The following is a 26099-nucleotide window of genomic DNA, read 5'->3' as shown; positions in this document are numbered from 1 at the left end:
CTCCCGCGACCGCACCGCCGTGGACACCTGGCCAGGAGAAACGAAAAGATTACTCCAGCGTCTCGACCAACCGCTTGGCTCGTTTCTCTCCGATCCCGTCGATCCGCTCGAAGTCCGCCGCGTCGGCCCCTCGCAACTCGCTCACAGTGTCGAACTCACGGGCGAGGTCGCGTGACAACGCCTCGCCGATGCCGTCGGCGTCGTCGGCCATCTCCCGGATCGTCCGCGCTCGATCGTCGACCAAGACGGCCAGCCGTCGCTCCAGCTCCTCGACGCCGATCTCGCCCTCGACGAACGCGTGGTGGGCCTGATCGATCGGCGTCGGCTCCGTCTCAGGGTCGTCCGCCAGTACGTCCGTGACGACGCGCCTGAGCTGTGGGAGCTGGAACACGAGCAGCGTCGTGAGGCCTGCCACGAGGCCGAACGAGGGATCGGCCATCGCTACGGACCGCCAGCGCTGCCGGCCCCACCAGCGCCACCGCCGCCCTGGTAGCGCCGGTACAGCGCCAGGCCGATCGCGCCGACGGCCGGCACGCCGATCAGGAGTGGCGAGGCTCCCGAACCAGCGTCGTCGCCGATGATAGCGCCACCACCAGCACCACCGCCGATCGCGTTCGAGCCGTTGGTCGGTGTCGTCGGATCAGTCGTGTTCCAGCCCGAATCCGCCGGTGGCAGGTCGCTCCGACAGTCCTGGGTGCCGTTGGCGACCGTCCCACCGGAGCTGTTGTAGGCGCGGAACTGGACCGACGCTGCGTCACAGATGTCGCCGCTGTCGATCGGCGTTGCCGTGGTGAACTCGTCGCCCTCCGTCGGCGTCGACGGGTCCGGATCGAAGAACCCACTGTCGTCCGTCGGCGTTGGCGTCGCGCCCGGCGCCAGCGTCGGCGTCGGGTCTGGCTCGGGCTCGTCATCGATCGGTGGGAACTCCTCGGCCGCGATGCAGCTCGACCAGTAGCCGATCGGCTCGACGAACGTCTTGTCGATCGTCACCTCCCGGGTGACGCCATCGTTGCCGGTCAGTTGCGGGTCGGCGGTGATCCGCGTCGTCTCTTTGTCGCTGTCGTAGTACTCGACGTAGAGGCCGGGCGAGCCGTCGGGCATCGTACACCGCCGCGTTGCCCACGCGTAGCCCTCCTCGTAGGGGTAGTCCCGGGTCGTCACCGGTGTCGGCGTGGCCGTCGCGTTCGGTGGCGCCTCGATCGGCGCCTGGGTCGGCGTTGGCCGGGGCGTGATCGGCTCCGGCGTCACGAACCCGCCGTCACCAGGCGTGGGCGTCGGTTCGACCGTCGGCGTTGGCTGTGGGTCGGGCACGATCGGGCCGATGATCGGGTCCGACGGTGTGGGTGTGGGGGCCGGCGTGATCGGCGCCGGCGTCGGGGTCGGGTCGGGCGTGATGTAGCCGCCATCGGCCGGCGTCGGCGTTCCTGGGTCTGACAGTGTTGGTGTCGAGCCCGTGGCCGTCGGTGTCGGCTGGGTCTGGTTCGTGATGTACTTCGACGGCCCGGTTGGTGTGATCTGGATCACGTCCGGGGTGTTGGTCGTGTACTGCCAGCCGCGCCAGGACAGTGACGAACCCGGTGCGTTGACGGCGACGCGGTACTTCGCGCCGAGTTTCAGGTTCGTGGTGACTTCCTCGTCGCTCCCGAAGGTCTTGCTGGAGACGGTTTTGTACGTGAATGGTGGCCGGAGGTTCGATCGCTTCTCGACGACGAGTGTGGTCTGTGTCGCTGGGAACAGGCCGCGCTGTGTCTGGTCGTCCAGCACGAATTTCGTCTGGTCGGACTGGGGTAGCGTAATATCGAGTGTGGTGGCGCCCGAGACCGCCGTCGTGTCGCTGGCGGTCTTGTAGCCGCTTTTCGAGACGCTGACCGTGGCGTCGATGCCGTCGCTGACGGTGACACTATAGTCGCCGCCCGCATCGGTCGTTGTCGTGGCGATCGTGGCGCCCGTGCTGTTCGTGACCGTGACGTTGGCCGCGCCGACGACGTTGCCCGAGCCGTCGGTGACGGTGCCGGAGAGCGTGGAATAGTCTTGCCCTACACCATATTCGTCAAGATACGCGCCACTTTGGGGATACACTAACACATTCAAGTTATCCTTTGAGATGTCGGATGGGTAGCTGTAGCTATACGTCGGCGAACTTGGCATCCCATCAGACGGATAGAATATCCATATATCGATTGTATTATCTGGATGGATTTCGGCGTAGAACATCGTCCATTTAGTTGGGTCCCATCCAGTGTCCGCTACTGTCTGGAAGTTTCCATCAAACCGCTTCCCCATCTTGTAGCTGTTTTGGGTAGGCCCCTTGAACGAAATTGAGACCAGTTTGTTATTATCATCCTGGGCAATCTCGAATTTGAAGTAGTCGTGCTTGAACGTCCCATACACTGATTTTGTTCTCTGAGAAGCGTCAATGTTGTAGTTTATTGTCCCGTCGGCCTCCAATGATTTGCTACCGAAGTAGCCTTTGTCAATCACTGAACCGAATGAATGTGGATTGTTCCCGTCTTCGTAATCCTCCCAGTTGGCAAAATCGCTACTGGATGGGTCAGACGGTGGGGCAGCCATCACCGCCGATGGGAAGGCGGCCAGGACGACCACCAGCGACAACGCGATAGCAGTGGTGCGTTTCACGCCACCACCCCCGGGTACGGCACCATGCCTGTCGCACCGACGACATCGTGCAACTCGGCCAGGACAGCGAGATTCCAAGCGGCGAGCCACGCCCCCCTGACAACCAGGATCGCAAGCATCCCGAGCTGGAATGGCTGGGCGTCGATCCGGAGCCGGTCGCCGACACGATCGAGGAACAGCCACGCGACCCCAACGAACGACAGCGCCAGCAGTTTGAGCCCGACCAGACCCAGCAGGCCGACCTCGTCGAGTGCCGCCGTCGCGACCGCCGAGGCTTCGACACCGCCGCTGGTGAGGACGGCGATCGTCGTCGCCGTGTCGCCGACGCCGTAGAAGACGACGACAGCGATCACGAACAGCCGGTGCAACGTACTCAGTCGGAAACGATGCCTCGCAGCCATGCCCAGGTAGGGCAGTCGCTCAGTGTCTGTCATCGGAACCTCCGCCTGTCGCGCCCACAGGCCGGGCAAAACCGACACTCGTCGTCGGCCGCCGCACACCGCTGGCAGGCGACGAGTGACTTCGCTTGACTCACAGTGCCACCTCCGCGATCGCGGTCGCCACGTCGACGAGCGCACCGAGGAGGTCGGTCAGCGTCGTCAGCGACACGTCCAACGTGACACCCGGGATCAGGCCCAGGAACGCCGCGAACAGGAGCACGCCGATCACGCCGCCGACCTTGGCGGCGAACCCGATCGTGCCCAGGAAGGCCATGATCGACCGACCGTGATACAGCGCGACCAGGCCCGACGCGAACACGGCGATCGAGCCCGGCAAGCCGATGGCTTTCAGCGCATCGCCGAGCACGAGCGCGATCACTGGCCATCACCGTCCTCGACCTGACCACGGACGACGATCCGCTGTGGGCCGCCTCCGTCGCCACCCAGCAGCCGCCACAGCAGTGCGATCGTGCCGACGGCGACGATCGGCCCGACATTCGAGTTGACGATCGTCCCGATGACCGGCTCGCCCAGTGCCGAGAGTGAGATCACGACGGTCGCGCCGGCCGTCAGCGCGAACAAGCGGAACCGATACTCGCCGAGCGCCCGGAGCACGAGGAACGTCGCGATCAACTCCAGCGCGACGACTAACTGGAGGCCCGTCCCCTCTGCCAGGTCGAACGCGCCCGAGAGGATGAGGACCAGCAGTGTCGCGACGCCGGCCAGCAGGAGCATCGGCGTCGAGGTCGCGAAGGCCAGCGTCGAACCGATGATCCCACTGTCCGAGTCGCTGGCGGCGCCGGACGAGCCCAGCGACCCGCCCAGCGACGGCAGCCAGCCCAGCACGTCGATGCCGGTGAGCGTATCGAGCGCGGCGAGTGCGAGTGCGGCCACGACCGCCAGGAGCACGAGCCCGCCTGCGCTCCCGGTCGTACTCGCGGCCTCGCCCGTGGGCGTCGCGAACTGCGCGGCCACGCTCACGGGTGTCCTCCCGCGTGGCCGGGCGAGGGTGCCCGCCCACGCTCGTCGCGCACAGTCCCCGCGGCTGGCCGGGCGCACATTATCCATGCGCTCGCTCGCACACGGACTGAACCGGCCCCCCTGGGGGCTTCGCGTTGCATAGCATCGCGCCCGCGCGTAGAGTCTCGGCTGAGCGACAGGTCACGCCGACCGGGGTCGCGATCGAGATCGAACGTCGATCCCGACTCAAGCACTTGCCTCACCTCCAGCGTCGTCCTTGATCTCGCGCTTTGGATCGGGGTTTGTGCTAATCGAGAGCCAGCGGTCGGCGTTCTCGCCGGAGCAACTGATGTCGTCCCAGCCGAAAAAGGACCAGCGCTGTTTCGTGTAGCACAACGCCTCGCCGATCGACGCGCCGGACATCAGGTCCGCTTCCATCGGGATGTCGCCCTTGAACCCGACTGGATGGGTCGCCCGCGAGCCCGCGATCGGGTTTGAGCGCCCGTCGGGCATGACGACACGCCACTTGAACTCCCGCCGGAGTTCGCTGTGGAGGTTGGCCTCGTGGTGGACGAACATGAACAGCGAGAGGAACCGCTTCCGAGAGGTCGCCCACACACCCCGGAGCATATCGATCAGGTCGTACAGCGGCCGCCCGTCCTCGTTGCGGGCGTGCTCGGGGAACAGGTCGCCAGCCTCGTCACAGACCCACGATGTCCACTCGAACGGACCATGTTCGGCGCGAGCCACCAGGAACGGCGCCCACCAGTCCGTCAGCGGCGTCGGCGTGTCGTCCTCGCCGGCCAGGTGTTCGGGCGTGAACGGCAGGCCGCCAGCGAACTGGCCGCGATCGGTCTCCTTGGTGACCTCGTGGCAGTCACGGAACAGCGGGTCGGGATAGACGACGTTGAACGTCCCGCCAGGGCGCTCGCCCAGCTCCCGCAGCAGGTCGTAGATGCCATCGTAGCGGTACACGTCCCGAACTACGTCGTCGAGGGCGGCGGCCTCGCCGCCACCCATCGCGATGTCGGCGTGGTCGTCCATCCACGTCGCGTCGATCTCGACCTCTGAGGGGAGGTACAGCGTCGTCCAGGGCGCGAAGGCCAGCCAGCCCGAACCGCCCTTTCGACCACGCCAGATCACGCGCTCGTCGTTCTCGTCCATCAGCCGGGCCGAGAGGTTCAGCGCGAACGTCGTCTTCCCGCAGTCACGATCGCCGCGGAACAGCCCGTCGGTCCCTTTCGTCGAGAGAGTCCGGTCGGGCGTTTTCTCGTGGACGACCATGTCGGGATAGGCGATCGCCTTCGGATGTTGGTCGGTGAACGCCTCGACATCGAGTGCTGGGATCGAGAACCGGCGCCGGATCTCGTCGGCATCGGTGTGCCAGTCCTTCGGTGCGGCATCCTCGCCGACCGCCTGGACGGTCTGCTCGCCCCAGGTGGTTGTCTGACTCATCGTTATCCCCTCGGAACGGTGCGCTCACTGCGTGAGGCGGTCGCTCGCTCGCCGGCCCGGAGGCGGTCGGTCCGGGCCGCGAAGGCGGGCAACAGGATTGTCGCCGCGAAGCGATCGCGCCAGTTGTGCGCGGTGTGTGTCTCTTGCTGTAGCATGTCGAGTGCGTGTCTGTCGGTCGCGATAGCGGTGGTTATCGAGCGATCCAGCAGGTCGTCGAACTCGGCGACGGCCGGCAGGGCGTGGGTCCAGCGCGTGATCGCCTCTCGATCTGCGAACCCGTCCCACAGGCTCGCCAGGACGCGAGCCTGTTCAGTGTCGAGGCGGGAGAACGCGGGTCGCATGGCAACGTGGTCCTGGTCGGCCGGGTCAATCGACTGGTAGTCCTCGGCACTGTTCTCGGAGTCGGCCAGCCACTCCTGGGCGCGCCCTTCGAGGTCGCGATAGGCGCGGTCACAGGCGTCGATCGAGCGTTCGAGCACGCGCTGACGGAGATGGGCGTCGTCCGACTGGTCGCCCGTCAGCGCCGCCAGCAGGCGTTCGTCGCGGACGATCTGGTTGGCCGGGAACTCCTGCTGGAGATGGCCGAACGTCCGGACACAGGCGGCCTGCCACCAGTTGATTACCTCGCGGCGGTGGCCGAACCCGTCCGAGAGGGCATACACTGGCGGCGTGCGCTCCTGGTCGCCGTGGAACAGAACTGCGCGCTGGTCGCGCTGGAGTACGTCGACGGCGACGCGTGGATGGGCAGCGTCAGGCCGGTCAGTCGGCGGCTCGGCTGGTGACTGCTGGCCCTGGCTACTCATCGTCGTCCTCCTCGTCAGCGGCCGGATGTCGACGGTCGCTGTGGCCGTTGGTCTGAGCGCGATCCTCCAGTGGGTCGGCGTCGGTGTCACGACCGCGCTCGACGCCGGGCATCTCCTCTTTCGCGATCGTCATGGTCAGCGTCTCGTCACGGTCCTGTTCGAGGTCGCGCGCGTCCTGAGCCGTCGACGCGCGTTCCTTGTGGACCTCTTTCCAGGCTTCGCGAAGCCCCTTCGCGTCGGCATGCGCCGGGCCGAGCTTCGAGAGGGTCGCCCGAGCCGGCCGGTAGTGGATCGGCGCCGGCTGGAACTGGGCGTGGCCGTCGTTGGCGGTCGCCGCGATCGCGACGAAGCCGACACCGGCGCCGACCAACGCAGCCGCCGTGCCCGAGCCGAACAGCCAGCCACCCGTGACGAAGCCGGCGACGCCGCCGATCGCCGTCACAGCCAGCAGCCGGACGTTCAGTTTCGTCAAGATGCGCTCGACCTGACCGACCTCGTCGTCGAACACCACGTCGTCACGCAGTAGTTCGGGTTCGAACGTCCAGTGGGCCGGTGTCCAGACCAGCGGGTCGTCGGCGTCCGGATCGGTGAGGAACACGTGGTCGTCCGGGCCGTCACGAACCTCGATGTCCGTCTTGAGGTCCGCGTCGTCGATCGTCGCCGGGTCGGCGAACAGCCGCGCGAGGAACGGCCGGATGCCGGACTTGATGAGACCGAGCCGGCCGTCGTCCCGACGGACGGTCTGGATCCGGGCCTTGTCCCGGTAGAGGTGGTTCCGGACGTTCTCGCCCATCGTGTCGACGGTGTCGCCCAGCTCGTCGCGGACGAACTCGTCCGTGCGCTTGCGTGGCCCCATCGATTCGAGCATGGCGATGAACCCGACGGCAGCGATGAACGCGCCGAACACCTGCGGGAGCCGGGTGATGATCTGGGCAGTCTGGAAGTACGCCATCGTGCCCAGCACGAACGCGCCGATGCCGACGATCAGGCCCCACCACATCGCGCCCTTGTCAGGCCCGCGTGCGGTGCGTTCGATGATCGCGCGGGCACCGACAGTGCCGCCCAGGAGGCCAGGGATCGCGATGATGAGGATGTTCTGAGCCGCCCACACCCAGAGGTCGCCCTGGCTGTTGACGGTCGTGCCGGCGGCGCTCTGTGAGGACTGATGCCCGAACCGCCAGCGAGCGCCGTCGATGGGCTGGCCGCCGTCCGAGAGCCACATCGTGGCCTGGAACTTCTGGTCGAAGTGGCTCGGGAACGTGACGTTGGCCGTCGAGTAGCCCGTTCCGAGACTGACATCGTAGACGCGCTCGGACTGGTTGCCGGCGACCGTGACCGTCCGGGTGCCGTTCTCGGTCTCGACGGTCTGCTGGGTCGGTTCCCAGAACACGACGTGGAGCTGCACGTCGCGATCCTCGATCGACCGGCCGAAGCGCGTACTGTAAAGTTGGATATCGTCAGTATGGAGCGTCGTCCCGGGTTCGAGGTACTGGAGGTTGTTCGACAGTGGTTTTGCCGGCTCGTAGCGGACCGCGAGCGCGCCGGTCGACCCCAGCACGCGAACGGACTGTGGTGCCGAGGCCGGTTGTCGGCCGCCACGGCGGAGTTGCTCGATCGAGTACGATCCACCTGCCTGTGCGCCCGTGTTGGGACCGGCCCCGGATGCGGGGGTGGGTGTCGGGGTCGGTGTCGCGTCGCTGCCGGCGGCCGCGCCGGCCGGGACGGGCGTCGCGGTCGGCGTCGGCGTGTCCGTCGGCACCGCGGTCGGGTAGACTTGCGGTGTCGCCGTCGGAGTCGGCGTGGTCGTCGGCGTCTCGGTCTCGGTCGACGTGGCATCGACGACTTCGATCGTTTCCTCGGTCGTGTCCGCGTTGCCGTCGTCGTCCTCGACGGTCAGGCCCACCTCGTGGGCGCCCGTGTCGTCGAACTGTGTGACGATGGCCGGCCCGAAGTCTTCGATCCCGCCGTCGTCGTCGAGGTCCCACGCGTACCGGACGATCCGGCCGTCGGCGTCGAGTGAGTCGCTGGCATCGAGTTCGACCGGTTCGTCGACACTCACCCGGTCGTCGTCCACGTCGATCCAGGCGTTGGGATCGGCGTCACGATCGGGGCGTGGCGTCGGCTCCGGCGTGGGTTCTGGCGTGGGTGTGGCCGTCGCGGTCGGGTCTGGCGTCGGGGTCGCGGTCGCCGTCGGCGTGGGGTCCCGAGTGGGCGTCGGCGTCGGGTCCGGCTTGGGATCCGGCTCCGGCTCCGCCCGGGTAGGGGTAGGTGTTGGCGTTGGACTCGGGCTGGCCGTTGCCGTCGGCGTTGGTGTCGGGGTGGAACCGACGGTGAACGTCGTCGACGCGTAGCTGGAGTGTCCAGCGCTGTCGGTTGCGTTGATCGTGACCTCGTTCTGACCCTGTTGGACCAGTCCGGCTGGCAGCCCCAGCGTGACTGTCAACGGCTGGACATCGGCCGTGATCGTCCTGGTGACCAGCGGGTGGCCGTTCAGCCGCGGCGCCAGTTCGATCGTTTCGTTGGCCATCTGCGGGTCCGAGACCGTCAGGACGATATCGGCGTTGACCGCGTCACCGACGGTCGCGTAGTCTCCGGTCGGTCGGACCAGGTTCATCGACGGCGCTGAATCGGTGTCTCCGGCGACGGTTTGCGCGGTCATGGCGCCGACCGGCACGGTGACGATCAGCGCCAGCACGGCCAGGACGGCGATGCGACCCCGGTCCATCAGGCGATCCCCTCCGCTGTGGACTGGACCGCGGTGACGGCGCTGTCGATCGTGGCGCCGGTCGCCTCCGGAGCGATCACGGCGGCGGCGACCGCGACGAGTGCGATCCCGAGGATGATGGCGGCGCCGCGGTCGATTTGGACGAACATCAGACGACCCTCCCGATCGCGCTCTTGGCCGTCTCGACGAGGTCTGACAGTGTCGGAGCGCCCTTGTACCGCTCGAAGGTTGTGATGCCGGTGACGTGTGCGTGCTCGCCGCCGAACCCTTCCATGAGGTCGTCCAGTTCGACGACCACTGCTTCGGGTTCGCTGACGGTAGCACGCACCATCACGTAGTTCCGCCCCGCGTCGTGGATGCGGTGCTGTGCGAGCGGTGGGCTCCGCGGTGGGTCGGCGGCGACGTTCCAGCAATCGAGGTCCGCGGCGTACTCGATCGAGAAGTCGCCGTCAGATGACGTGATCGAGAACCGGGCGGTGTCGTGGTGGTGCCGACCCTGGACGCGACGGATCGCGGTTTCGGGTTCCATCAGTCGTCGTCCCCCGTTGGCGCGGCCGCAGTCACGTCGCGGAGCGGTGTTCCCGCTCTGGTTGGTTCGTCTGGTGAGATCGGAACGTGATCGCGCTTGGCACAGTCCGGCGAACAGTAGTCGCGTTCGATGCGTCGCGTTTCGACGACGAACGACAGTGGGCCGACACTGGCGCGGCGTGGCGAGCCAGTTTTCCGGACCAGCACCATGGAATCCTCACCTTCTGCACCGGTGTTGATCGTCAGTGAGTTGCCGCAAGAGTCACAGACACCGTCGAACTCGGGGCTGGCCTGTGAGTACGCCGCGAGGATGCAGATCAGTGCGGCAATTGTGGCGAAGCCTGTGGTGTCGATCTCGACGCCGGGGAACCCGAGCAGGAGCCCTACGACGTTCCGGACGGCGAACAGTGCGAGCCCGACTGCCAGCCCCACCAACAACACACTCAACCAGTTCAGGTCGCGAGTGCGGACGCCGTCGATGTCGATCATGACGGCGCCTCCATGTCCTCGCGTTTCTCCATCGCCGCGTGGAACACGACGCCACCGAGCAGGAGCGCGGCCAGCGCGGGCGTCTCCATCGGAGCCGGCCAGGTGACAACGGCGATGAACGCCGCGATCCCGGCCGAGACGTACGCACCACTAACCAGGAACGACGCCGAGCCCAGTGCCGAGGAACTGAACTTCCGCAGGCTCGGGTCCGAATCGTCGACGGTGCGACGGTACAGCGTCCAGGCCCAGTACAGGCCGACCGCGATCGCGATGGGTGCGGCGAACTGGTTGATGAGCTGTGCGACGAGTTCGAGGAGTTGTGCGGCTGGTGCTTGCATCATTGTTCTCTCACCGCCCAGGCGCCCGCCGTCAGGACGACGGCGATGGCGAGAAACGCGATCGGTGGCAGGCTCCCCAGCCAGGTCGCGATCGGCTGGACGCCGGGGATGTCGGCGATAACCGAGGGGAGCGGGCCGCCGCCAGTCAGGTAGCCCAGGATGCCGGTCACGAAGTTGGTCGCGACCAGCGGCGCGTCAGCCACGAAGTCGCCTGCGATCGCGGCGACCTCGCCGCCCTCGCGTGCGATGAGTGCAACGCCAGCCAGCGAGAACGTGACCAGCAGTCGGCCGATCGTCACGTAGTCCTCGACGAGTTTCGTGACGACGCCTTTCGTCTCACCGCGGCCGCTGCCGAACATCGCGGTGGAGACGCTGGTGGCGTTGCGCTTCTGGGTCCGGATCTGGACGGCCCAGAACGCGAGCACGCCCGCAAACGAGAGGACGACGAACTGGATGGCATCGACGGCGCCGGGCTGGAGGCCCAGAAGACCGAACACTGGCTGGAACGCCGTCCGGATAACCGCCGGCACGACGAACTGGTACAGTGCGACCAGCAGTGCGACGAACGTCAGGAGGAACGGGAGCGACAGTTCCGACTCCGACCGGACGACGACGTACATCGCGACCAGCATCACCGACACGGCGACGGCGATCTGGATCGGCGAGAGGCCGAACAGGCCGGTGAAACCGACCGCTCCGCCAGCGATCAGGACGACCCAGGCCAGCAAGAACGGGAGCAGGCCGTCGAAGGCGCCGACCAGGTTCTCTCGGAGCGTGGTGGCCCCTTCCGACGCGCTCACGAGTCGTCCCCCCTGAGCCGCTTACGGAAGCCCATGTAGACCACCTTGATCTTCGACAGGAGGTACAGCGCCCCCGTGATGAGCGCCGCCACTTGCAGGTGCTCGACCGGGAGCCAGGATACCTGCGGCGCGAACGTCCCCGCGGCGACCGACGTGATCGTGAACAGCGTGCCCGACTGGCTGACCAGGACGCCGAAGGCCGCGTCGACGAACGGGACCTGGAACAGTTGAGCGATCGCCGTCAGTATGGCCGCGAACAGGCTGAACGGGTGTGTTGCGAACTCGCGGAGTGAATCGATACCCCTCATCGGATGAGTTTCTGGATTGCATTGATTGGTACCATGACAATTCTGAGGATGCCGCCGAGTTTGATGAACGGCACATCGACGGTCTGGACGACCGACCAGAGGACGAACAGCACGGCTGCGATCTCGGCGGCGTACAGGACGAACACGACCGCGGGCGCGGCGATACCAGCCTGTGCGGCGGTCTGGCCGACGGCGACGTTGTAGGACCTGATTACCCCCAGGATCGACGCTGCCGGCCCGCTGGCTGCGGTCGTGAGTTGTGTGGCTGCCCAGATTGGCAGGTCGGCGATGCCGAGCTGTCCAGTCGCGCCGACAGCGCGATCGGCGCCGAAGAAGATCAGCAGGACCGTGTCGATCAGTGCCTCGCCGGTCGCGATAATGCCGTTCAGGATCGGGTAGACAAACTCGTTGAACACGAACGTCACCACGATGCTCAAGACGGCGCCACGTGGGTCGCGGAAGAAGTTCCGAATCCGGCCGCTGTAGACGTATACCCAATCGGGAACGACGCTTTGGGCAACGGCCTCGATGTACTGGTCTGAGGGGCCGCCGCTGGCACTCATAACTGGACCACCCGCGACATGAAGTAGAGCAACAGCGCAATCGACACCGCAGCCAGTCCGAACGCGAGGATGCCGCTATCTTGGACCATCTGGATCGCCGCATTGGTTGCGATCCGGGCTGCCACGTCCGCGCCGAACGCGGCGTCGATCAGGTCTAAGACAAACGACGTGACGCCTGCGTACAGCGCCGTGATCGTGTCGCCGATGGCACCGATCGAGGCGACGATCCCGGTCTGAACAGCCAGGATGACGCCGCTGACGATCGACATGAGTAGGCCGACAATGTTGATGCCGTAGCGATACGGGCCGCCCCTGCTGGATTCGGTCACGAAATCGCGCGCATCAACCATGCTGCCCTCCAGTCTCGCCAGTGACCCGCGCCCGACTCGCTGGGCGAGTGGGCACGGACGGCATCAGTCGCCCTCCTCCTCTTCGTCGACGCCGAGGAACGGTAGGTCGGTGAAGGTGAACGGGATCGTGTCGCTAGTCGGTTCCAGACTCAACAGTTCGGCCATCACGTAGAGCGCGATCCCGATTGCACCGACAGAGATAGCGAAGCTGAACGGCCCGACTGCCCACACCTGGCCGGGCAGGAGTGACTGCTGGGCAGTGATCGCGCCCTGCTGGACGATCCGAGCGGCGCCGCCGATGAACGCCTGGACCACGTTCGAGGCGTTGATCCCGACGGCCTCGACGGGCAGGATGATGAGGTTCGCCGCCGCCTGGATAAAGTCGATCCCGGCGAGGTACAGCGCCAGCCAGATCCCACCGATGCCGCCGCTGACGACCTGTGGAAGGCCGACACTTCTCGCTCGGCTGAAGATGTCCTGCGGAGACTGAGCCATCTGGATCAGCTCCTGACTTTCCTCAGCCCCAGTGCCCCGAGGATGCCCGCGATCCACGTGCCGATGGCGCCGAAGAACCCGCCATCGCCACCGGAGCCGCCGGCGAAGATCCCGCCACCGCCACCGGCCGTCGACGCCGACGTGAGGGCGTTGTGCTCCTCACCAGTGACGACGTAGTCGACGTGGAACACGACGCCCTCGCCGGCGCCGATGCCGGTCGCCAGTTGGATCTCGCTGTCGAGCGAGCCGAACTGGCTGGTCGCATCGCTCAGGCTGGCGTTGGTCATGTTCGTCGAGTCCGAGATTCCGGTCCCGTACTCGACGGCCTGGTAGCGCGTCGACGGCACCCGGACCTCGGCGACGAACTCGGTGTTGGCGTAGCTCAGGTCGTAGGCTTCGGGGAGGATGATCCGGCGGTAGTCGTTGACGCGCTGATCGAAGTTCGCGAACGCGTCAGCCTCGGAGTAGTTGACGAACACCCGCGGCGGGTCGTCGCCGGTCGGTTGCATCGACGACCAGAACTGCATCGGGACGGTGAGGTCGTGGATCGTCGTCGAGTCGAAGGCCGGCCCGAGCGTGTCCAGGCTCGATCGGGACTGCTCGCCCGGCATCGTCACGTTGTCGACCTGAACGGTCTCGTTGTCGCCGTCACCGTCGGTGTCGGCCATCCGGTCTCCGAGATCCCACTGGCCGAGTTTCTCGGCGTTCAGGCCCGCGATGTCGATGTCGGCGTTGCCGTCTTTGACCAGTACCGACACCTCTTGGACTTCCTGCATCTGGCCGTCTCCCGATCCCATGACGGAGAGTTGACCGATCTGTTCCTGGGAGACGAAGCCCTCGCCGGTCTGGTTGGCGGTGGTGTTGTCCCACGAGGCCATCGCGCCCGATCGGTTGTCGATCATGGTCGCGACGTAGTCGCCGTCGGAGTCGTTCAGGGTCACCATCGCGTAGGCGCCCGAATCGATCGACTCCACGTCGGCGACGAGCTGGAGGTGGCGCTTCTCCACGTCGCTCGTGAGGCTGACCGAGTCGAAGGTCGCGCGGTAGGTGTCGCCGCTGGTCTGGCCGGAGGTGGCGACCTCCAGACCCTCAACGTCGGGCGCGGTGGTGACGTTCGTGACCGTGCCCGAGCCGGCGGTGCCGGCCTCGCTTTCGCTCCACCAGCGCGCGTTCGCCCACGTGTCGACGGTGTCGTTCGAGCGTGGGAAGTCCTGATACGCGTTCGCTTCGATGTCCGAGAACGTGAACGCAACGGGGTTGACGTGACTCTCGTTCATCGTCGCGGGGAGCATGGCGCTCTGGCCGTTGTTGGCTTCGTACTCCCGGAGGTCGTCGTCGCCGACGGTGTGTTCGGCCTTCGTCACGTCGGCCTCGATGTACGGGTTGTGGGCCGCGGAGGCGTTGGGGTTGATCTGTGCGGCGGCCACTGGTCCGACGGCGATCGTCGAGACCAGCAGGAGCGATACGAGCAGTGCTGACAGTTGGCGTCTCATGTGGTCTGAGGAGTGGGGTGCGACACGTCCGAGAGCGAGAGATCGCGGCTCGCGCCAGCGGCTTCGGCCCGGTCTCGGGCGCGGCGTCGCTGATCGATGTTTCTGTAGTCGGTGCGCCAGGTCGATGGCGTGGGTTCGACCACGCTATCCGGCGGTTCTGGGTCGCCGGTCGAGTGTGGTGGCATACCTGTGGTGTCCCCCCGCGGACCGCCCGCGGGTTGGCCGCGGTATGCCCGAGATGTGGCTTAAGAGCGCGTCTATTGGGGGTAGACTGGTACCACTCTGGTGACGGCGTGACCAGCGTCTGGGTTCGTCGGCGCCATTTATTACGTGGCAGTCGACTGGTTCGTATATGCAGACGCTCCAGAAACGAGGCGGGTCAGGACTCGTGACGATTCCGAAAGACGACCTCGAACGCGACGGGCTCGTCGACGACGATGGCGAGCCCGCGGACGTGCATCTGAGTGTGGAACGGCTCGGGGAACGAGTCTGGGTCGTTCGCGTGTGTGATGGGTCGATCCCCGAGTTGCGAGAGTGTGAGGAAGTCAAGCGGATCGCCGCCGAGCGCGTGCTGGACGAAGACGTGTACGGAGAGCAGCAGGACGATGAGTGAGAACCTCTCGAAGAACGAGCGGTTCCTGGCGCACGCCCGGACGCTGCCGTTCTGGCTGTATATCGCGTTCGGTGCTGTGGTCGTGACCGGTGGGGCGTTGGCTGTCCGGGTTGTCGACATCAGCCCGATGCTTGCGTTCCTCGCTGGGATCGGACTCTCGACCGTGCTGGACGTGCCGCTGGATCGCGTTCAGGAGTGGGCGGCCGAACGGAGTGGTTTAGATGGGTGAAGTGTCTGCCGACGGGTGGCGTCGACGGGAGCGGTCGCTGATGGTCGGGATCGTCCTCTGGTCGACCTCGGTCGCGATTGGTCTGGTGTTCGCGCCTGCGGATCTTGCGGCGTGGGCGGTCGCCAGTGATCCGCTGGCTGTGGCCGGTGGCATCATGGTCTCGATCGGGCTGTGGTCAGGCCTGGTGCATTTCGCGTTCGTCGCGAGCACGAAGTTCTGGACCGACCACGACCAGGATCTGACCGAGTGGGGGGGGTGAGATGGGGGCGCTCGAACAGGTTCGGTCTGTAGCCCAGCCCTGGACCTGGCCGTTGTGGGTCTGTACGGCACTCGTCGGGATCGTCGGTGGTGGGACTGTGTTTCTCGTCGCTTCTTGGGGCTACGGCGGCCTGATTTCTATCCTGGCCGGACTGTTTGCCGCGACATTGGTTCCTGTCAGTCGGTTCGAGCGGTGGGCTGAACGGCGGCGTAACCAAGAGTGTGGTGGGTGAGATGGCGACGCCAGCGTGTCTCGCGACCGGCAGTTACGTGGGCGAGTTTCTGGGTTTCACGGTCTGTTCTGGCGACTTCGTGAATATAGTCGTTGCAATCGTGTGTTATTTCGTGGGTCTGACGCTCGGGTTGGTTCCGAGGCCCGGCTGGCTTCGTCTGTGGAGGTCTTTCTGATGGACTGGCCGACAATCGCGTTCGGTGTGGTCTGTGTACTCGGGGCTGTGGTCCAGATTCACTGGTATCTCGACGCGACCGCGGGCGAGGTGCCCTGGTACGACGCTGGCTTTCCGTTCATCGGTGAGGGAAAAGAGTGATCGACTGGCTCAAGAGCGGGCTGGCCTGGGCGACCGTCGTCGTCATGGTCCTGTGGTCCGTGACCCACGCCTGTGGTCGCGTCGCCTGTGTTCGGTATCCGTGGGCCGGGGCGCTGCCCGGGTTGGAGCTGGTCGAGGCTGGTGTCGTCCTGCTCGCCGCGGTCGCGATCGCCGCGGTCGCGGTCGACTCGGTTCGGTCGTGGATCGGCGTGTGAGAACGCCCCGTTATCGAAGTGTTACAGCCCGACCTCGCTCATCGACTCGATGATGTTCTGTTCGGTCGGCGCCGCCAGGTAGGGCTCGATCGCGTCGTAGGACGACCAGCCACCCAGCGCCATGACGATCCGCGGTGAGACGTTCTCCTCGACCAGCAAGTGGTTCGCCCAGCAGCGCCGGAGGTCGTGGGTCGAAACGCGCCGGTAGTCGTCGTCGCCCAGCTCGTCGGCGGCAGCGTCGGCCGCGTCCTCGACCCAGTACTGGAGGGTGCGTTTGGACTTGTCGACCAGCGGCTCGTCGTCGGCGAGGTCGTGCTCGGTGACATAGCGGTGGATCGTCGCTTCGAGGTCGACCGGGAGCCAGGTCTCGCGGTGTTTGCCGCCGTCGTACTCGCCTGTGGTGTCTTTCCCGCCGATCACTTCGAGTTCGTAGTGGCGGCCGTCGGTCATGCGGTCGATGTGCCGGGGTTGCACGTCGAGCACTTCCCGGACGCGGAGGCCGCAGTCCCCCATCAGTCGGATCGCGATCTCGCGCTGGGTGGTCGTCGCGTGTCTCGGGAGTTCGCGATACTCGTCGCGAGTTAGCCAGACGTTGAAGGAGCCGTCTTTGTTCCGTTCGGTTCGCATTCGTGTTCGTCATGGGAAGCGTGCAACTTCAAGCCCACAGACGAGTTCGGTCGGGTCGTCAGCGGGCCGAACCCGCAGGGTTCAGCGGAAACCCGGTGTGTCGGTTGCGTGTTTCTACAGAAATGTGCAATGTGTCAGCTGGGTATCTCGGGCGCCTGATACAGTTGAAATGCTGCGGGTGCGGTAAGGCGCCACACTTCCGAATCGCCCGTGACAGCCGATTCAGCAGTCACCGACTCGCAAAGCGCTTGGATATCTTCCCGAAACTCGTCGCTTCGTGTCGTTTTGATTTGCACTGGTGTCTGGGGCCGATTCTGCCGCTCGACCCCGCGGTTGAAGACGAACGTCTGTGCGAAGGCACGTCGCACGTCGTCCGGAGCCTCGCTGAGCCACGGCGGCAGTGAGACTTCGCTGTCAGGTGTCTTCGACCCTGTCGGGGCACCCAGTGCAGATAACACCCGTCCAAGGACACTGCCATCGGCGGCTGGCAGTAGTTCGGTCGCTCGGCCGTCGTCGTCCGAACGGACGGTTCGTGCGCCGACACCCAGTGCCTCGTAGACGCTGTCCGCGAACGCACGGGTGTTCTCGGTGACGGCAAACGATGGCGCCCACATCTCGTTGATACTGCCGCCGCTGAAGATCCAGGCGACGGCGATCGTGAGTGTGTGGCACATCGGTGTTTCCCAGGAGAGATCGAACCAGCCATGCCCTTCAGCGACTTGCATCCCGCGGGCGGCATCCGGCATCCCGCCTCTGTCCACCCATGTTCTAACACGGGGACGGGGTAGGTCGACAGCCGACGAGACAGCAGCAGATCCTTTGTCCGGGTGTTTCGCTGTATACTGGGTCACTCGGTGGTACTGGCGGACCAGTTCTTCCGGTGAAGCGGCTTCACTCCCTTTGTAGGTCGCAATGAACGCTGCAATCAGGTCGTCCTTGTCAGTCGGGTCCGTACAGGGCACGAATAGAAAGGGTGGTTCTCAGTTAGGCTTCCGGACCGGTCCAGCGGCCGAGCGTTGCGGAGTTGCCGCCGTCGTTGGACTGGAAGACGGTACGAATCGTGTCGTCATTTGAAACCTGAATATCGGCGCTGTTGCCGGCTCGCACCTCACTCGAACTGCTGACGGTGCCGCTAAGACTCGACCAGTTTCCGGTTTCCCCGCTTACCGATGACCCTCGGAGGAACAGTTCGTCGGCAGCGATCGCGTCGCCGCCGTCGTGGGTAATCGTCAGTACGCCGTTGGCATTAGTGGCGCTGAGTGAGCTGTCAGCCTCGTAATCGAAGCTGAAACTGGCTTGCGGGGCAGTGTTACTCACTTGGTCACCGAGACCAAGCACAAATGTTGCGATGACGGCCGCGAGGATCACGGTAATGGCCACCATGAGGATGACGCCAATGACAGGCGATACACCTTGCTCGTCGTCAAACAGGTTGCGTATTTCCATAGTTGTCTCCGGAAAGCCGGCGAAAGAGATTTGTTGAAGCTTCAACAACTACCCGTGGGGACCGGGTGGTTCTCCACCTGACTTTCCAGTGGACCTGATTAATGCATAGCTACACTTATACTCCATGTTCTGTTTACAGAATATGAGAACGCCACCGTTTCAAAAATCTTGATCTACTGGAGAGCATCTGAGACGGTGGTCTACGCACGATGGCTTGCTGTTCAAGACGGCGTTGAATCGGTTTCAGCCCGGGGTTGAGCGCGTCGATCGTGGGTGAGTTGAGGCTGTTCGGTCTGAATAAAACGGAAAAACGGCCGTCAGTTATGCTTCGGGACCGGAGTCCTGACCGAGCGTGGCCGAGGAGTCGCCTTCTGCGGACTCGTAGACAACACGGATTTCGTACGAGTTCTGGACTGCCACCTCGACGCCATTCCCAGCAGACACTTCGCTGACGCTGACGTTACCAGCGAATTGGCCATTACTTGACATTGTGCCAGACGGCGGAGAAGAGACCGTTGTGTAATCGCTACCCCGGATGTAAAGCTCGTCTGCCGGGATCGTGTCACCACCGTCATGCGTGACTGACAGAACCCCTTCCCCGGAAGTGCCACTGATACCACTCTCATCATATTCGAACGAGAAACTGGCTTGCGGCGTGGCACTCTGTGTCTGGTCCCCGAGCCCGAGGACGAACGATGCAATCACTGCGGCGAGGATCACCGTAATGGCGACCATGAGGATGACGCCAATGACCGGCGAGACGGCATCATCGTCGTTGAACAGTTCTTTGAGCTGCATTACACTGTCCACATATGCCGACCTTATTATAAAGTAAGAACACGTTTTACGAGAATTAGCCGTTTCAAGGCCGTCTTGACTGGTTTTTAGTCTGCCACTGAAAGAACGGGCGTGCCCCATGCGAAAGGATCTAAGAGGTGTGTTCAGGCCCAGGGAGTGTCGTATTATCCGATAACACGGAGAGGTGTCCGTACTGAGAATCGGTAGTGATGGTCCAGTACACCAATCAGTCGTGTCGGCAGATCTGATGTTTCAGGACAGACTTGAACAGTGGTTCTCATATTTGGAATCGATCGGTACCATCGGTGAATCGCCTGGATTGAGGGTTTCGGCGGTGTTTAACCAACACTGGCATCGGTTCGGGTGCCTGTGTTGGTTAAGGTGGTTCGCGCTTCACTTTCACTCCGGACGGCTGACGCTTTTCCCCGTCCGCGGGTGACACGTAGGCGATGATTACCGACGCTCGTGCGCTCCGGACCGACACTGTCCCGCAGGACCTGCACCATCGCGACGGCCAGATCGACCATCTCTCTGCTGTCTTGGACCCGACCGGCTTCGACGCGCCCGAGTCGGTGACGATCTTCGGCCCGAGCGGCGCGGGGAAGACGACGCTCGCGAAGTACGTCCTCGGGCAGCTCCGGCGCGAGACGCTGGACGTGCGGTGGGGGTATGTGGACTGTATCGCGGACCCCACCGAGGCCGCCGCGTTGCACCGCCTGATCCGCGAGGTCGGGCTGGGGGCGGACCTCCGGCGGGAGGGCGCCCCGCGGTCCGAGGCACTGGATCGGTTGCGCGAGGCCGACGAGCATATCATCGCGACGCTGGACGAGGTCGGCGTCGCCGACGAGGAACTGCTGTTGGCGCTGTCGAACCTGCCGGGCGTCTCGCTCGTGTGCATCACCGTCGACGAAGACGAGTGGTTAGCCGAACTGTCTCAACCCGTGATCTCGCGGATGCAGTCGACACAGACGCTCCGGCTCGATAAGTTCAGTCACGCCGAACTGGTCGATATTCTCGACAGTCGGGTCGCCCACGGGTTGATCCGCAGTCGGGTTGCCGACGGCGCGATCGAGCGGGTCGCCGACATCGCCGCGGGGGACGCCCGCCACGCGATCACCGTGCTTCGGTGGGCGGCCCAGCAGGTCGCCGAGCGCGATCGCGAAGAGTTGACTTGCGAGGTGGTCGAGGCGGTCGCGGCCGACGCCGAAGCCGACTTGCGGCGCCGACACGTCCGGTCGCTCGGAACGCATCAACGGCTGTTGTTCGATATCATCGACGAGGCGGGCGAGTTGGATGGCGAGACAGTCCATGCGCGCTACGAAGCGCGGTGTGAGGCGCCCAAGAGTCGGACGACGCGGTGGCGGTATCTCAAATCGCTCGAACAGTACGAGTTGATCGAGAGTCGCGGGCAGGGGCGCGGGACCGATTACGTTTCACTGCTGTAATCGCCCGAGGGCGGCATTTTGTTTCACTTCGTTGCATCTTCGTTTCACTGCTGTTTGTCGGTGTCTCTGGTGTGTGAGTGGGTAGTTTTCGCTGGTTTTGGTGGCGAGTTTTGACTTCGTTTCACGCGCCCCGGTTAGCCTCTTACCCCTCTCCCCGGACTGGTCGGATATGGCAACGCGGCAAGCGCGAACGACGACGGTGGCACTGGGGAACGGCTCGGAAGCGAAAGCACACGTCTCGGACCATCCCGACCAGGACGCGCGGGTGGTGATCGAGCGCGACGGCGAGCGCTGGGCGTTCGGCGTCGACGGCCGGGAGGCGGAGTTAGAGACGACGACCGAGGCCGGCGACGTGCTCGACCTGCCCGAGCCGCCGGCTTGGGCCGAGACTGTCCTGTGGGAGATCGGGCTGTCGCTCAGGGACGACGAATGAGTGATGGAAACTCGGGCGCCGATGTGGGGGGAAAGAGCCTATCACTGATGGTTCGGCCCGGCGCCCATCTGAGGGTTAATTCCGGCTGTAAAAAAGGTGACGAGATTAGATCCGGTAGACGTTCTCGACGATTTCCCGACCAGTCGGCCGCCACGTGCAGCCAGTCCAGACGGACTCGATCCGCTCAAAGCGACCGTCACTGCGTGGTTCGTACAGGACGCGGCGTTTCGGGCCGCGGGCCGGCTCGTAGACGAACCCGCGGGCGTCGGCGACAGTCTCGGGATTCATGCCTCGATCCCGCGGACGAGGTCGCCGACGAGCGAGCCGCCGACGCGCGGTTCGGTCGCCCACTCGCGCTCGTTCCGGACGTGTTCGCACCACTGGCCGAGCGTGTCGATCGGCAGGTCGGCCAGCTCGAAGCGCTCGGTGTCGCCGTCGCCGTCGATCACCAGGATCGCCTGGGCGTAGGACGACCAGTAGTGTGCCGCGCCGTCGCCGTCGGTGCCGACGTAGAAGGGTCGCTGGGTGAATTGTTCGCGAGCCAAACGTTCTTGTGGGTGGGGTTGCGTAGTTGCCATCGTTGTTGGAGGAACGGACGCGCCTGGCCTGCTGATGACAGGTCGGGCGATTCCGATTCTTCGCTCGAAATCACCCAGCAGCGCGTCTGTTCCTACTCAATAGTAAGGACTGCCAGCCACTTAGTTTTTCCCATAGTTGTGGGAAAGTTCAGATTAGTATCTGAAAAATCAGTCTTCGAGGTAGGCCCTACCTTCTTCAGTGATAATGTAGTACGGTCGAGTTCCTGCCTCCGCTTCTACCAGATCACCATCGTCAAGCGGCTCTTTCTCTACCATTTTCACCAGCCCTTCTTCGGCGAACTCATCGAGATAGTTCCGGACGCTATCGACTGTGAAAGTCACGTCCATGTGAAGTTTCAGATTCCTGTAGATAAGAAGCGGTGGAAGCGCCAGCGGATGCTCTTTCATAAATTCGAGCAACTGCCGGCGTCTGTCCTCCTTTGTCATGTCTCCCCCATCACTCCGAAGGGGCATATTTACACCGAAAATCTCAGATTTCACACAACTATCTGTACTATCCTCTTCTTCAACCATATTTCGTATACTTATGGGAAACTACTAAGTACTGTTGGAAATGACTGTTGGAGCAAGGCCGACGCGGCGCTGTCGAACTCGCCTCGGAAGAAACCGCGAGTGCGGCACCGTGCTCACAACACGGATGCCGCGTCGGTCTACCCGCGACCTATGCCAAACGACACGCTCACGGGCCAAAAAGCCCACCGACGATTCGCTGAACAGTTCACGAGTAATGCATCACTAACTGGGACGTGCCCGGTCTGTGGCACCGAGATCGACGCCGTCGAGTCGGACCCGCGCCGGACCGCCGCGCCCTGCGGGCACGCCCTCGCCGACTATTCACTATCGAGTATGACCACCGACACCGACAGCGACGCGCATCGCATCATGACCGACGGCGGTACCCCCAAAACCGAACCCGTGACCGTCGTCTTCCAGACCTACGAGGACGACGCGGACCTCGAACACGACGACGAGGGCCAGATCACCAACCACGACGAACTGGTCGACGCGGGCCAGACCTATCGTGAGATTCGCGTTCTCAAGCGCCACACCGCCGAGAAGTTCGACATGGAGATCGTCGACGAGGACCACCAGCTGTGGTGTGACGCGGTTGCGTCCCTCGAACCTGGTGAGGCGCTGCGGGTCGACGACCTCCGGGAGGACGACCGATGAGAGGCGGCCTGCTCGATTTGGAGATCGTCGGCGAGGTCGCCCACCTCTCGCCGGACAAGACCGTCGGCCTGGTGGCGACCAACGACCCCGACCGGTTCCCCGAGTCGCTGCTGGTCGATCCCGAACGCCTCGAACGCGCGCTGATCGCCGTCCGCGAGGAGTTCGACAACCCGCGCGGGGTGAACCTCGCGCTGGTCCAGGGCAGTACCGACGACAAGCCGGACCTGGCTCTGTATGCCGACGATCGACGCGACCAGGCGGTCGTGATCGCGCCCCGGCTCCGGTCGCGTGACGATGGCGGCCTGGAAGAGGCCAGTGTCGAGACGATCGAGACGGAGGCGACCGATGACTAAGCCCGACGACGTGATCCACGAACGCACCGACCGGGACGTGACCGACCTCTCGAAGGCCGCGCTCGTCGCGGAGTGGTCCGAGATCTGTGAGAACCTCCGGCATATGCACCACGGCGAGGACGGCCACGCCACTGCCGTCGACCGGCGTCACGAGCTGTGGACCGAGATGCGCGCCCGCACTGATGCCGACCCGCCGGAGTGTCCCGAGTGTGACGGGACGCGCTGGACGCAGGCGATCGGCGGGCCGAAACACTGCACCCAGTGCGGCCTCGGACTCTCGGAGCAGCACCAGGAGACGATCGAGGCCGTCGACGACTACTGGGAGTCTGTGCAGTCGGTCCCCGAGGACCAGCGACTCGTCACCGACGGCGGCCCGGAAGTCGTCGGCCACGACCGATTCCAGCTGTGTGAGCGATGTGGTGATCCAGTCGACACCGAACAACCAGGCGTCTGGAAAGCCACGAACGATGAACAGTGGTGGCACGAGGATTGCTACGACGAGGATGAGCGGCTCATCACCGACGGCGGCGTGCCCGATCCCGACCAGTTTCGTATCCCGACGATCGCGGAACTCGATGCGATGCGGGCTGACGCTGGCCTCTCGATGCGGGACCTGAGCCGCTGTGCCGGCTACAAGGACAACCGATTCAGTCACATCCTGAACACCGACACGAACCCACACTGCCGGACGGTTCGGGCGTTCCTGACCGTGCTTCGTGAGTTCGACGGCGAGACCGACAGCGGCGACCAGGGGCCGGACCCGGAACCCAGCGCGCAGGCTGCCGACGACGGCGAGGGGCCGACAGAGGTCGATGTCGAGCGCATCGCCGCGAAGCTCCGGCACCTGGAGGCCGACGACGTTGGTGAGGACCCGTCACCGGATGTCATGACCGACGGCGGCGTCGACTACGATCGGTTCGATCACTTCTATATGCAGCGGGGCAACACCAGTACGTCCACGTTCCACGCGAGCCCGGCGTGTTCGGCGATCAAGGGCAAGTACGAGGATCGCACGGAGGACCGCGGCCCCGAATACGCCCGCTTCTGTGACGCCCGGCCCTGCCCGCGGTGTCACGGCGACGACGAGTACGTGTTCGTCAGCGCCGGGAAGAACCACAAGCATCGGTTTCACCGCGATCCCGAGTGTGGGCACCTCCAGCGGGCCGCCGAGATCACGCGCAAGCGCCTGGACGATATCGCGGTCCACTTCGAGCCCTGTCGTCGGTGTGCTGGGGGCACCGGCCACAACCAGCGCGGGGAAATGGACGAACAGCCCTGTCCACTCTGTGGCGAGCCGGTGAAGGAACTGCCCGCGCACCTGCCCTGTGATGGGGACGGCGAGGAGGTCGCGACGGACGGCGGCGACGTATGGTACTGCGGGGACTGTCTCGCCGAGTACGAGAGTGACGACGCGGCGCGGCGCTGTTGTACCGAGTCGGCGATCGACAACCAGCCCACGGGCGCGACCGACGAGGCCGTTCGGGACGCGGTCGGGGAGGTGACCGACTGATGCAGTGTCCGAACTGTGGCTACGAGCCAGACGCCGAGTCCGACGAGTTCCGGAGTGGTGGGGGCTGGGCGGTCGGCCGCTCGATCACTGACGTGGGCACCGCCGCGGTCCAGTACGAGGAAACGAACTGCCCGCTCTGTGGCGAACTGGTCGATCGGACAGAACTCTCGCGCAGTCGCTACGACGACGATCGCGACCTCGTGCCCGACGGCGGGCAGAGTTCGTATCGGTTCGAGGTCACCGAGGAGTCTCGGAGTACGGTCACCTACGGCCCGGCTGGTCCCGACACGGATCGGTGGGTACTGACGGCGACAACCGAGTACGGGCGCGTCGAACTGGAACTGGACGAACAGCCGATGTACGAGCTCTGGACCGAGGTGCGCGGTGTCCCCTGGCCACCCCGCGAGGGCGACCAGCACGACCGGCTGATCCGGCGCGTGCTCCAGGCAGCGAACGGCGCCGACGAACAGATGCTATACGACGCGCTCGACGCGCTGGGGGTGCGGGATGAGTGACGAGCATCCGATCCACGCAGAGGTCTACGACGTGGAGATCGAGGAGTCGACGGACTTCGATATCGAGGGGCGGCAGTTCAGCGCCCGGCTCGTAGACAAACCCGCAGTCTGGCGGGTCGAAGAGGTGTACCGCGGCGATATCCGACTCGGGGTTCGGCACAAGACCGACGCAGTGCGCGCCGAGTCTGGCACCATGCTCGATCCCGACCAAGCTCGGGATTTTGGAGTGGCGATTGTCCGGGCCGCGGCCTACGCCGAACAGCAACGGAGGAACGATGGCTGAGGACGACCGAACGATCACCCGCACTCGAACCGAACACCGCGTCGAGGAGGTCGAGGAGGAACTGCACCTGTGTCGGAACTGCGACCAGGCCTACCAGCCCGACGAGATGCTGACCGTCGGCGTCGATATCAGCAAGCACGATCGCGCCTACGCCAAGCGAAAACTCTGTGCTGGGTGTGCCGACTCCGTGCTGGACTACGCGGAGCCCCAGGACAGTCGCGACCACCTCGAAGCAACGTTGGTCGAGAACCGGCGGACGGTCTGGCTGGCCGGGCTACCGTGGCTCGCTGGCGGGGTCGCGATCCTGACCGCAGCGGTGTTCGGCGACGTGGTCGGCGTGTTCGAGGGGGCGGCGGCGATCATCGCGACTGGGTTCGACCAGAGTGTTGCGGCACTCACCGCGCCGCCGTTCGCGCTTATTTCATACCCGATGGGCATGCTCGGGTTCCTTTGGGCGATGCTGGTCGTCATGAAAGTTCTTGAACCGTAGTTTCAGACCCCCACAGTGGTGAAAAGCGGGTGCAAGTCCCGCTGGGTCCATCGGTCGCGTCCCGCGGCAAGGTACCAATCTCTCGCGGGGCGCGGCCAACTGTATCAGACCCATGTACGAGTTAGCAGACCCAGCAGTTGGGCTTTATGGCAGAGGTGTCGGGCCGTGACCGACCTCCGGCCG

38 protein-coding genes are annotated in these 26099 nt (G+C 64.8%); 13 read left to right on the top strand and 25 right to left on the bottom strand.

Annotation, left to right across the window (positions count from 1 at the left end):
* Positions 1-49: 49 nt before the first annotated feature.
* The 18 genes from P1L40_RS13910 to P1L40_RS13825 all read right to left on the bottom strand — a co-directional run bounded on the left by P1L40_RS13910 (position 50) and on the right by P1L40_RS13825 (position 14384).
* Positions 50-439, bottom strand: a complete 390-nt coding sequence (locus P1L40_RS13910; protein ID WP_284007846.1) for a helix-hairpin-helix domain-containing protein — start codon at positions 437-439, stop codon at positions 50-52.
* 2 nt (positions 440-441) lie between these two features.
* A complete protein-coding gene (locus P1L40_RS13905) occupies positions 442-2079 on the bottom strand; it encodes a carboxypeptidase-like regulatory domain-containing protein (RefSeq protein WP_284007845.1) in 1638 nt (545 codons plus the stop codon).
* A gap of 554 nt (positions 2080-2633) precedes the next feature.
* Entirely contained in the window at positions 2634-3071 is a 438-nt protein-coding gene (locus P1L40_RS13900) for a DUF5658 family protein (RefSeq protein ID WP_284007843.1), read from the bottom strand.
* A 97-nt stretch (positions 3072-3168) separates the two neighbouring features.
* Positions 3169-3456, bottom strand: coding sequence for a hypothetical protein (locus P1L40_RS13895; protein WP_284007841.1), 288 nt, complete (start codon positions 3454-3456; stop codon positions 3169-3171).
* Positions 3453-4058, bottom strand: coding sequence for a hypothetical protein (locus P1L40_RS13890; protein WP_284007840.1), 606 nt, complete (start codon positions 4056-4058; stop codon positions 3453-3455). Before P1L40_RS13890 ends, P1L40_RS13895 begins: the two co-directional genes overlap by 4 nt.
* A gap of 225 nt (positions 4059-4283) precedes the next feature.
* Entirely contained in the window at positions 4284-5492 is a 1209-nt protein-coding gene (locus P1L40_RS13885) for a hypothetical protein (RefSeq protein WP_284007838.1), read from the bottom strand.
* A gap of 2 nt (positions 5493-5494) precedes the next feature.
* Positions 5495-6295: a hypothetical protein gene (locus tag P1L40_RS13880; RefSeq protein WP_284007837.1), complete on the bottom strand. Its 801-nt coding sequence runs from the start codon at positions 6293-6295 to the stop codon at positions 5495-5497.
* Positions 6288-9020, bottom strand: coding sequence for a PKD domain-containing protein (locus P1L40_RS13875; protein ID WP_284007836.1), 2733 nt, complete (start codon positions 9018-9020; stop codon positions 6288-6290). Before P1L40_RS13875 ends, P1L40_RS13880 begins: the two co-directional genes overlap by 8 nt.
* Positions 9020-9169 carry a hypothetical protein gene (locus P1L40_RS13870; protein ID WP_284007835.1) on the bottom strand — a complete coding sequence of 50 codons (150 nt, stop codon included), beginning with the start codon at positions 9167-9169 and terminating at the stop codon, positions 9020-9022. The genes P1L40_RS13875 and P1L40_RS13870 overlap by 1 nt, the downstream gene beginning before the upstream one ends.
* Complete coding sequence (locus P1L40_RS13865) at positions 9169-9549, bottom strand: hypothetical protein (RefSeq protein WP_284007834.1); 381 nt, start codon at positions 9547-9549, stop codon at positions 9169-9171. Before P1L40_RS13865 ends, P1L40_RS13870 begins: the two co-directional genes overlap by 1 nt.
* The gene (locus tag P1L40_RS13860) at positions 9549-10037 is read right to left on the bottom strand and encodes a hypothetical protein (RefSeq protein ID WP_284007832.1); all 489 of its coding nucleotides are present in this window, start codon (positions 10035-10037) and stop codon (positions 9549-9551) included. Before P1L40_RS13860 ends, P1L40_RS13865 begins: the two co-directional genes overlap by 1 nt.
* Positions 10034-10378 carry a hypothetical protein gene (locus tag P1L40_RS13855; RefSeq protein WP_284007831.1) on the bottom strand — a complete coding sequence of 115 codons (345 nt, stop codon included), beginning with the start codon at positions 10376-10378 and terminating at the stop codon, positions 10034-10036. Before P1L40_RS13855 ends, P1L40_RS13860 begins: the two co-directional genes overlap by 4 nt.
* The gene (locus P1L40_RS13850; protein ID WP_284007829.1) at positions 10375-11175 is read right to left on the bottom strand and encodes a hypothetical protein; all 801 of its coding nucleotides are present in this window, start codon (positions 11173-11175) and stop codon (positions 10375-10377) included. Before P1L40_RS13850 ends, P1L40_RS13855 begins: the two co-directional genes overlap by 4 nt.
* The gene (locus tag P1L40_RS13845; RefSeq protein ID WP_284007828.1) at positions 11172-11483 is read right to left on the bottom strand and encodes a hypothetical protein; all 312 of its coding nucleotides are present in this window, start codon (positions 11481-11483) and stop codon (positions 11172-11174) included. Before P1L40_RS13845 ends, P1L40_RS13850 begins: the two co-directional genes overlap by 4 nt.
* Entirely contained in the window at positions 11480-12046 is a 567-nt protein-coding gene (locus P1L40_RS13840; RefSeq protein WP_284007826.1) for a hypothetical protein, read from the bottom strand. The genes P1L40_RS13845 and P1L40_RS13840 overlap by 4 nt, the downstream gene beginning before the upstream one ends.
* Entirely contained in the window at positions 12043-12396 is a 354-nt protein-coding gene (locus P1L40_RS13835) for a hypothetical protein (protein ID WP_284007824.1), read from the bottom strand. Before P1L40_RS13835 ends, P1L40_RS13840 begins: the two co-directional genes overlap by 4 nt.
* Positions 12397-12459: 63 nt before the next feature.
* Positions 12460-12891 carry a hypothetical protein gene (locus tag P1L40_RS13830; RefSeq protein ID WP_284007822.1) on the bottom strand — a complete coding sequence of 144 codons (432 nt, stop codon included), beginning with the start codon at positions 12889-12891 and terminating at the stop codon, positions 12460-12462.
* Positions 12892-12896: 5 nt separating this feature from the next.
* Complete coding sequence (locus tag P1L40_RS13825; protein ID WP_284007821.1) at positions 12897-14384, bottom strand: hypothetical protein; 1488 nt, start codon at positions 14382-14384, stop codon at positions 12897-12899.
* 352 nt (positions 14385-14736) lie between these two features.
* On the opposite strand from P1L40_RS13825, the gene P1L40_RS13820 reads away from it, so the two are divergent.
* The 5 genes from P1L40_RS13820 to P1L40_RS13800 all read left to right on the top strand — a co-directional run bounded on the left by P1L40_RS13820 (position 14737) and on the right by P1L40_RS13800 (position 16247).
* Complete coding sequence (locus P1L40_RS13820) at positions 14737-14997, top strand: DUF8053 family protein (protein WP_284007819.1); 261 nt, start codon at positions 14737-14739, stop codon at positions 14995-14997.
* Positions 14990-15226 carry a hypothetical protein gene (locus P1L40_RS13815; RefSeq protein WP_284007818.1) on the top strand — a complete coding sequence of 79 codons (237 nt, stop codon included), beginning with the start codon at positions 14990-14992 and terminating at the stop codon, positions 15224-15226. The genes P1L40_RS13820 and P1L40_RS13815 overlap by 8 nt, the downstream gene beginning before the upstream one ends.
* Positions 15219-15485, top strand: a complete 267-nt coding sequence (locus P1L40_RS13810) for a hypothetical protein (RefSeq protein ID WP_284007817.1) — start codon at positions 15219-15221, stop codon at positions 15483-15485. The genes P1L40_RS13815 and P1L40_RS13810 overlap by 8 nt, the downstream gene beginning before the upstream one ends.
* A gap of 406 nt (positions 15486-15891) precedes the next feature.
* On the top strand, positions 15892-16032 hold the full coding sequence (locus tag P1L40_RS13805) for a hypothetical protein (protein WP_284007816.1): 141 nt from the start codon (positions 15892-15894) through the stop codon (positions 16030-16032).
* Entirely contained in the window at positions 16029-16247 is a 219-nt protein-coding gene (locus P1L40_RS13800; protein WP_284007815.1) for a hypothetical protein, read from the top strand. Before P1L40_RS13805 ends, P1L40_RS13800 begins: the two co-directional genes overlap by 4 nt.
* Positions 16248-16268: 21 nt before the next feature.
* On the opposite strand, the gene P1L40_RS13795 is transcribed toward P1L40_RS13800, so the two are convergent.
* The 4 genes from P1L40_RS13795 to P1L40_RS13780 all read right to left on the bottom strand — a co-directional run bounded on the left by P1L40_RS13795 (position 16269) and on the right by P1L40_RS13780 (position 19118).
* Positions 16269-16874: a site-specific integrase gene (locus tag P1L40_RS13795; RefSeq protein WP_284007814.1), complete on the bottom strand. Its 606-nt coding sequence runs from the start codon at positions 16872-16874 to the stop codon at positions 16269-16271.
* A 134-nt stretch (positions 16875-17008) separates the two neighbouring features.
* Positions 17009-17836, bottom strand: coding sequence for a hypothetical protein (locus P1L40_RS13790; RefSeq protein ID WP_284007812.1), 828 nt, complete (start codon positions 17834-17836; stop codon positions 17009-17011).
* Positions 17837-17858: 22 nt separating this feature from the next.
* The gene (locus P1L40_RS13785; RefSeq protein ID WP_284007811.1) at positions 17859-18320 is read right to left on the bottom strand and encodes a type IV pilin N-terminal domain-containing protein; all 462 of its coding nucleotides are present in this window, start codon (positions 18318-18320) and stop codon (positions 17859-17861) included.
* Positions 18321-18641: 321 nt separating this feature from the next.
* On the bottom strand, positions 18642-19118 hold the full coding sequence (locus P1L40_RS13780) for a type IV pilin domain-containing protein (RefSeq protein ID WP_284007810.1): 477 nt from the start codon (positions 19116-19118) through the stop codon (positions 18642-18644).
* Between the two features lie 449 nt (positions 19119-19567).
* Between P1L40_RS13780 and P1L40_RS13775 the strand changes: the two genes are divergently transcribed.
* The gene (locus tag P1L40_RS13775) at positions 19568-20563 is read left to right on the top strand and encodes a Cdc6/Cdc18 family protein (RefSeq protein ID WP_284007809.1); all 996 of its coding nucleotides are present in this window, start codon (positions 19568-19570) and stop codon (positions 20561-20563) included.
* 169 nt (positions 20564-20732) lie between these two features.
* Complete coding sequence (locus P1L40_RS13770; protein ID WP_284007807.1) at positions 20733-20996, top strand: hypothetical protein; 264 nt, start codon at positions 20733-20735, stop codon at positions 20994-20996.
* Positions 20997-21101: 105 nt separating this feature from the next.
* Here the strand turns inward: P1L40_RS13770 and P1L40_RS13765 are convergent, their stop codons facing one another.
* The 3 genes from P1L40_RS13765 to P1L40_RS13755 form a co-directional block, all read right to left on the bottom strand.
* Complete coding sequence (locus P1L40_RS13765) at positions 21102-21284, bottom strand: hypothetical protein (RefSeq protein ID WP_284007806.1); 183 nt, start codon at positions 21282-21284, stop codon at positions 21102-21104.
* Complete coding sequence (locus P1L40_RS13760; RefSeq protein ID WP_379774800.1) at positions 21281-21541, bottom strand: hypothetical protein; 261 nt, start codon at positions 21539-21541, stop codon at positions 21281-21283. The genes P1L40_RS13765 and P1L40_RS13760 overlap by 4 nt, the downstream gene beginning before the upstream one ends.
* Positions 21542-21742: 201 nt before the next feature.
* Positions 21743-22108, bottom strand: coding sequence for an ARID/BRIGHT DNA-binding domain-containing protein (locus P1L40_RS13755; RefSeq protein WP_284007802.1), 366 nt, complete (start codon positions 22106-22108; stop codon positions 21743-21745).
* 150 nt (positions 22109-22258) lie between these two features.
* Here P1L40_RS13755 and P1L40_RS13750 point away from each other — a divergent pair, with 150 nt between their 5' ends.
* The 6 genes from P1L40_RS13750 to P1L40_RS13725 are packed head-to-tail and all read left to right on the top strand — an operon-like array spanning position 22259 to position 25916.
* Positions 22259-22765 (top strand): hypothetical protein, encoded by a 507-nt coding sequence (locus tag P1L40_RS13750; protein ID WP_284007800.1) that lies wholly within the window; start codon positions 22259-22261, stop codon positions 22763-22765.
* A complete protein-coding gene (locus tag P1L40_RS13745; protein WP_284007799.1) occupies positions 22762-23118 on the top strand; it encodes a hypothetical protein in 357 nt (118 codons plus the stop codon). Before P1L40_RS13750 ends, P1L40_RS13745 begins: the two co-directional genes overlap by 4 nt.
* Entirely contained in the window at positions 23111-24628 is a 1518-nt protein-coding gene (locus P1L40_RS13740) for a hypothetical protein (protein WP_284007797.1), read from the top strand. The genes P1L40_RS13745 and P1L40_RS13740 overlap by 8 nt, the downstream gene beginning before the upstream one ends.
* Entirely contained in the window at positions 24628-25143 is a 516-nt protein-coding gene (locus P1L40_RS13735) for a hypothetical protein (protein WP_284007796.1), read from the top strand. Before P1L40_RS13740 ends, P1L40_RS13735 begins: the two co-directional genes overlap by 1 nt.
* Positions 25136-25426, top strand: a complete 291-nt coding sequence (locus tag P1L40_RS13730; protein ID WP_284007794.1) for a hypothetical protein — start codon at positions 25136-25138, stop codon at positions 25424-25426. The genes P1L40_RS13735 and P1L40_RS13730 overlap by 8 nt, the downstream gene beginning before the upstream one ends.
* Positions 25419-25916 carry a hypothetical protein gene (locus tag P1L40_RS13725; protein WP_284007793.1) on the top strand — a complete coding sequence of 166 codons (498 nt, stop codon included), beginning with the start codon at positions 25419-25421 and terminating at the stop codon, positions 25914-25916. Before P1L40_RS13730 ends, P1L40_RS13725 begins: the two co-directional genes overlap by 8 nt.
* The last annotated feature ends 183 nt before the right edge of the window (positions 25917-26099 follow it).

Source organism: Haloarcula pelagica, from assembly GCF_030127105.1.
Lineage (GTDB): Archaea > Halobacteriota > Halobacteria > Halobacteriales > Haloarculaceae > Haloarcula > Haloarcula pelagica.
The sequence above is the reverse complement of the archived record's forward strand: the minus strand, read 5'-3'. Positions and strand labels throughout refer to the sequence as shown.